Source organism: Pseudomonas sp. PA-4-8C (assembly GCF_021606625.1).
GTDB classification, from domain to species: domain Bacteria; phylum Pseudomonadota; class Gammaproteobacteria; order Pseudomonadales; family Pseudomonadaceae; genus Aquipseudomonas; species Aquipseudomonas lactis.
In genome coordinates this window covers 1-5,689 of record NZ_WKCD01000320.1, presented here as the reverse complement: position 1 = coordinate 5,689, position 5,689 = coordinate 1, and the positions used below count along the sequence as shown (strand labels likewise).

General features: G+C 53.7%; 4 protein-coding genes and 4 pseudogenes. 3 read left to right on the top strand and 5 right to left on the bottom strand.

The genetic code is table 11. The features are described 5' to 3' along the window. Positions 1–270, top strand: a 270-nt coding sequence (locus tag GIW04_RS27050; RefSeq protein ID WP_236349091.1) for a hypothetical protein, incomplete at its 5' end; no start/stop codon positions are given. Positions 271–279: 9 nt separating this feature from the next. On the opposite strand, the gene GIW04_RS27045 is transcribed toward GIW04_RS27050, so the two are convergent. Then, positions 280–903, bottom strand: coding sequence for a glutathione S-transferase family protein (locus GIW04_RS27045; RefSeq protein ID WP_032896056.1), 624 nt, complete (start codon positions 901–903; stop codon positions 280–282). Positions 904–986: 83 nt separating this feature from the next. Here GIW04_RS27045 and GIW04_RS27040 point away from each other — a divergent pair, with 83 nt between their 5' ends. Next, complete coding sequence (locus GIW04_RS27040) at positions 987–1,832, top strand: helix-turn-helix domain-containing protein (protein ID WP_120248385.1); 846 nt, start codon at positions 987–989, stop codon at positions 1,830–1,832. Positions 1,833–1,839: 7 nt separating this feature from the next. On the opposite strand, the pseudogene GIW04_RS27035 reads toward GIW04_RS27040, so the two are convergent. Then, positions 1,840–1,940, bottom strand: a pseudogene (locus GIW04_RS27035) (integrase domain-containing protein); the annotation flags it as partial. Positions 1,941–2,577: 637 nt separating this feature from the next. Between GIW04_RS27035 and GIW04_RS27030 the strand changes: the two are divergent. Beyond that, complete coding sequence (locus tag GIW04_RS27030) at positions 2,578–2,952, top strand: hypothetical protein (protein WP_032896053.1); 375 nt, start codon at positions 2,578–2,580, stop codon at positions 2,950–2,952. A gap of 316 nt (positions 2,953–3,268) precedes the next feature. On the opposite strand, the pseudogene GIW04_RS27025 reads toward GIW04_RS27030, so the two are convergent. The 3 pseudogenes from GIW04_RS27025 to GIW04_RS27015 form a co-directional block, all read right to left on the bottom strand. Continuing rightward, positions 3,269–3,513, bottom strand: a pseudogene (locus GIW04_RS27025) (ParA family protein); the annotation flags it as partial. Between the two features lie 420 nt (positions 3,514–3,933). After that, positions 3,934–4,423: pseudogene (locus GIW04_RS27020) on the bottom strand (hypothetical protein); the annotation flags it as partial. Between the two features lie 29 nt (positions 4,424–4,452). Continuing rightward, positions 4,453–5,389 (bottom strand): annotated as a pseudogene (locus tag GIW04_RS27015) (NAD-dependent epimerase/dehydratase family protein). Positions 5,390–5,689 lie beyond the last annotated feature (300 nt).

Sequence of the window (5,689 nt, the reverse complement as noted above, 5' to 3'; positions counted from 1 at the left end):
GCGCTGGCTCATGCCACGCAGCAGACTGACCTGGATATCGGAGCGTTCTTCAACGCTGAGTTCGTGATAAGACATGGCAACACCCTACCGGAAAGGTCAGGTGTTGCACTCAGTTTTTGCCGCCGCCCTGGTATTAACGTTATGAACGCTCACAGCTTTATCCCCATTTATTACAAAAGTCAGACTCAGCAAAGCAGAAAAGCCCCTGAGGTCTTTCCTGCATGCGGTCAACAAAAGTTGTTTGTCGTTATCTTTAATCGATATCGGTAGTGCTGTTCTTTAAACTTCTTGTGCCGCCAGCTTCAACCATTGTTGTACCGGTGCATACGCCAGGATGTTGTCGACATATCCCTGCAGTTGTGCCGGTATGGCAATGCCATAACGACGGAAACGAAATACCACCGGAACAAACATGGCATCGACAATGCCGAAGTCGCCGCAGAGGAACTGCTTCGAACCGCTCAGCGCGCGCAGGTTGTTCCAGATATCGAACACGCGCATGACTTCTTCACGCGTCTGGGCGGTAAGCGTTTCAGGGGTATCACCGGTGTTCAGGCCGAACGACATCTGTGTGCGCAGGTGCGTGAAGCCGGAGTGCATCTCCGCCGCTGCGGCGCGCGCGAGTGCTTTGACCTGCGGGTCCTGGGGCCAGAGGTTGGCGCCAGGATAGGCGTCGGCAACGTATTCGCTGATGGCCAGGCTGTCGTTGATCACTATGCCATTGAGTAACAGTGCCGGGACTCGGCCAGAAGGCGAGTGTTCGAGGATTTGCTGGCGGGTGTCGCTCTGTTCCAGTTTCAGCTGAAGGGTTTCAAACGAAACGTCGGCTGTCACAAGAACCAGCCACGCACGAAATGACCATGACGACTTATTAAAATCCCCAATTACCAGTTTTGTAGACATCGCATCCCCTAGCTTGTTTTATGAAATAGGTGCTAAATTTAGCGACCTTTTTTTCATACGTATTGCACAAAACTGGACAATGGATGGACGGGATTCGCAGTGAAAAAGCCCCTCAAAAAGATAAGGATTTTGTTCAATTCTGGCGTATACCCGAAGGCGACTGCGAGTTGCTATCTGCGCGTTATAGCACCCAATCTTTCGGCCGACATTCACATGACAGATACGCTATCGGCGTTATAAGTAGCGGTGTTGAAAAGCTATTTTATCGCGGCAGTTACTACATGGGTGTCGCTGGCAGTGTGGTCACCATTACCCCTGGGGAGATCCACGACGGCTTGCCAGGCCACGATGAGGGCTGGATGTATCGAATGCTCTATATCGACCCCGAATGGGTCAATCGCGTAGTGTTTCAAGGGCGCTTTTCAGAGGATCATATTCATCTTTTTCAAACAGCTCTGAGCCAGGCCCCCGACTTCGCCCGCATCTTTTTGCATCAGCATCAACTCATTGAAAAATCCCCACCCAGCCTTGAGCGGGAAACTATCCTTCTGGATCTGGTGACAGAGCTTTTCGAGCGCAGCGGAGCGCCCATCGAACCAGTCAGTGCGGCTGAGCAGCACGCCGTGCAAAAGATCAAGAAGAAGCTCGAAGACGAGTTCGACAAACATCTGTCGCTGGAAGAGCTGGCGCAACTGGTGAACCTCGAGCCTCTTTACCTGATCCGGGTGTTCAAAAAAAGCGTTGGCATCTCCCCCCACAGCTATCAAATCCAGAAAAGAATCGCCCAGGTCCAAAAACTGCTGCGCACCGGGTCCAGTCTCGCAGAAGCGTCATTCACTTGCGGCTTCTTCGATCAAAGCCACATGACCCGGGCCTTCAAAAAAGTAGTCGGCATTACACCGGGCAGTTTCCGTAACAGCAGTGCCTGAGCCTGTAAGTGCCATCTTGGATGTTGATCTTGCCGTAGTGCTCGGCCTCACGTTTTAAGCGCGTTAAGCCGGCCAAAAAATGGCCTCGCGCAGCCGCATGCCGGTGGCTCACTTGCGCAGAAGCGGGCGGGTGGAGACTGCATTGGCTGACGAAACCGGCGCCGCGAGATCCTGAGTCGGGTGAAGGCCGTGAAGCGATGACCGGGCCATGCCTGACTGTCAGTCAGGTGCACTCCATTGCGTGGGCTGCAGCCCCCTTATCTGTATCGCCGTTGCGGGTGACTTCGGTGTTTGTCACGCCGATTTTCACGAGGGGGGATGCCGCAAAGCCTTGTAAGAGTAATTACAGCGATAGACTTACAGAACACCAGTCATAAATCTAAGGCGGAGCCACAGGCAAATCGGATCAATTTGGCTGTCATTAGCTCCCTCCAACGGGTCCAGAACGCGCAGTTCACTAGATGCCGCACATTTCCTACAAGATTCCAAGAAACGTCTGACTGGATCGCCATAACGTTTAAGTCGATTATCTGGACTGGTTCGCTGTCGTAGACAGCACTTGCCGAGGTGACATGGATCTTGAAGGTCACCACGCTATCCGTGTTGATCAGCTGTAGTTCGCAAAATATTCGGTAGCGCGGACAGTCGTCGACATTCTCGCCGACCGAATGCACCAACCCTCACTGTGACGGGAGCCTGCCGTCAGGTGGGGTCTCTACGTCACTTGCCAATCGCAGGAGACATGATGAAACTATCGCTTGCCTTATATGACGCGCTGACATCCATCAGTGTGCCAAATAACAAAGCTAAAGCTGTTGTAGATGCATGGGAGGACGATGTGAAAGATTTCGCTTCAATATCCGACTTAGAGCGTACCGAGTCGCACCTTCAGGGTTCGATCACTGCATTACGTACTGACCTCACCGCCTTGATTAAGGAGCAAGGCGCGGATTTGCGAACACTGGTCGAACGCCAAGCCAGTCAATTTCAAAGCTCAGTGTCAAAACTAGAATCAAACATAACGGTGCTTCGTTGGCAATTCTGGCTCCTGGTTCTCTGTTTTGGCTTCCCCATTTTGAAGAGCCTTTACGAGGTTTACGGGAAAGTCGTCACTTCTTGATCCATCGCGACACCCTCAGCCATCACTAACCAACCTGTGGCCTATTAGCTCTAAGACATCGGCCATGTCCGTGTCCTGATTCATACCTATTCAGCCCATGCGGGGAACACTCCCCGTACGGGCGACGTGTCTCTCCGCTTTGAGCTTTTTCGGAGAGACACACGAAACTCGTAAACCTCACCTCGCTGCAAACTCAACGGTTCAAACTGCCAGTCGTCTTCACAGAGTGCGCTTGGTATGAAGCTGTCTATCTAGAGCAACCTGCGAGCTTCGGCGACTTGGGCAGCCGCTTAGGCGACACCCTCGAAGCTGCCTATACATGCCTTTTCCCTCCGGTGTCGACAAGGATCAAATCGAAATCCTGAGCGAACGCCGATATCAAATTCTTCAGGCGAAAGCGTCCATCAGCAGCATGAAGCAGCAAACTTCCAAGCTGATTTATCGGATCATTCGAATGGATCAGGTCCGAAGACCCGCGTCGGCGCAGAACGCGCCTAGATTGGCGTCAACCGTGGTTTTCCCCGGCCCGCCTTTGGTTGAAACGACTGCAGCGACGTTCATTGGCCTTACCTCTGAATCGAAGGATTAGAGATGGCGTCATGCTAAGCGCGCTAAGCGTTTGGATTGCTGGGTCAAATCCCAAGCAAAAAAAAGCCTGTATCTCTACAGGCTTTTCTCTATCTGGCTCCACGACCTGGACTCGAATAAAAAAATAAGCTTTTATTTTACAATGAAATTATTCTGATTTTTAGTTTTAATATCCCTACGATTATCCTAATCAAGCCCGTATTTTTATTGGAGTTCTTTCGATACCCCATGAGCACGGCGGCAGCAAGCTTCTGAAGGTGGCATACGCAGGCCATACTTTGATGGATGAGGAAAACACATCCGAGTGACTGCTTTGGCTGTGGATTCAACCGGTACTACTACTACTACTACTACTACTACTACTACTACTACTACTACTACTACTACTACTACTACTACTACTACTACGAAAGCTACAGGCAACAGCCAGCACAGCTTATCAACGCCACCGCCAGAGTTGCCGCTCGGTGACTGCCATGCTGGCGTAACGCGTACTGATAAGCATGGCTGCGATGGGCGTCGTAGACTTATCGCCACGCAGCAATCGTCTCCCCAACGTGAAGGTGGTATCAACCACGATACACACCCGAAAGTATTCAGGCGATGTGACCGTGATCGTCCATGAAGCCGATCAACGCACCAGGCTACCAACGCCCACTACGCCGGTGACCAACTCAGTATCTACCGTGCCGGCCCAACCGAGGCACAATGCCCCCGCTATGAAGGCAGCGACAAAGGCTAGACCACCACCGCGCGGGGTGGGCAAGGTGTGAGAGCTACGGGAATTGGGAATATCCAGCAGGCTGCGCGACAGCGCATAACAGCGCAGCGCTGCAGTCATCAGCAACGAAGCGGCGGCGGCCGCGAACATCAACCACATCATGGTTGATCATCCAGCAAGGATCGAGAGGCCTATTCCAGGCCTTGACTAAGTGTGACAGGAAGTTTCCAACCAAGCAGTTGGCGGCTTTTGGTAATGTCGACCTGCAAAGAACCCAGCAGACGCTGACCAGGATCTCGCCGACCAACCATCACCGCCGCCAGCCTCAACATAGTCGCCGGGAGCGGAATCAGCCAGGCCGGCCGCCCGAGCGCCCGGACCAGTGCCCGCAATAGCTGGGTCAAAGATACGTCATCGCCGTCACTGACCAGGAATATCTGGTTGGCAGCTCGCTGATGATCAATGCAGGTCACAATCAAGTCGAACAGATTATCCAGCGCGACCAAGCTGCGCCAGTTATCGACGGCTCCTAGCGGCGAAGGCGGCTCGCGCTGAACCCAGCGCATCATGCTGTGGAAGTTGGCTTTGACGCCAGCCCCGTATACCAGCACCGGACGAATCACTACCACGTGCACACCGGTTGCAGACGCTAGCTCGAACAGCCCCTGCTCAGCCTCGTGCTTGGAGACCCCATACGGGTCCTGCGGTGCCGGAACGTCATCGGCGGTCAACGCCTTACCGGGCCGGCTAAGCTCGCCATTTACTTTGATCGAACTGATGAAGATGAACCGGCGAACGCCCGCTGCAGCGGCCTGACGTGCCAAGTCGAGGGTACCTTGGACATTGATCCGTCGAAATTCGTCAAGGCTGTTGTCGGCAGTTTCGTTCATCACATGCACACGTACTGCTGTGTGTATCACCACATGAACCCCGGCCAGGGCAGCTCCCCAGGCCATTTCGCTACTCAGCTCCCCGACCGTAAACGGCTCCACGCCCGCAGCCAATGCTCCGCCGCTGCTACGTAGCGCCGCGCGAACATCAAACACACCCGCATCAAGCAAAGATGCGGCAAAGTCCACTGCCAACAATGCCATTGGCACCGGTGACCAAAATTGCCCACCTACTCATCGACGCACACCTGGTTAGGACGTCACACAACTATGGCCGAACCCAACAGAGGAATGATTAGCTGCACCGCAGAGTCGAACGGCGAGGCTGTACGACCGCTCGCTTAGTGTTCTACCCAAAGGCGCAATGGCTTGCCATGCATCGTTGTCTAATGCCCGTGTGGTTGGTCAGCGGCCAAGTATACAGTTGTTAAGTCGTTGACTCGACAGAAAAATCCGGCGAGCGGGAGGGAGAAGTCACGGTCAACCTGCATCAGCGCACCTGCGATGCCCCCGCCCGAGTAACAGCACGGGCCTGGCC

Bases quoted from the DNA above. Each gene is read 5' to 3' on its own strand.
- GIW04_RS27040 (WP_120248385.1), top strand. From the start codon at position 987: ATGGACGGGATTCGCAGTGAAAAAGCCCCTCAAAAAGATAAGGATTTT.
- GIW04_RS27045 (WP_032896056.1), bottom strand. From the start codon at position 903: ATGTCTACAAAACTGGTAATTGGGGATTTTAATAAGTCGTCATGGTCA.
- GIW04_RS27030 (WP_032896053.1), top strand. From the start codon at position 2,578: ATGAAACTATCGCTTGCCTTATATGACGCGCTGACATCCATCAGTGTG.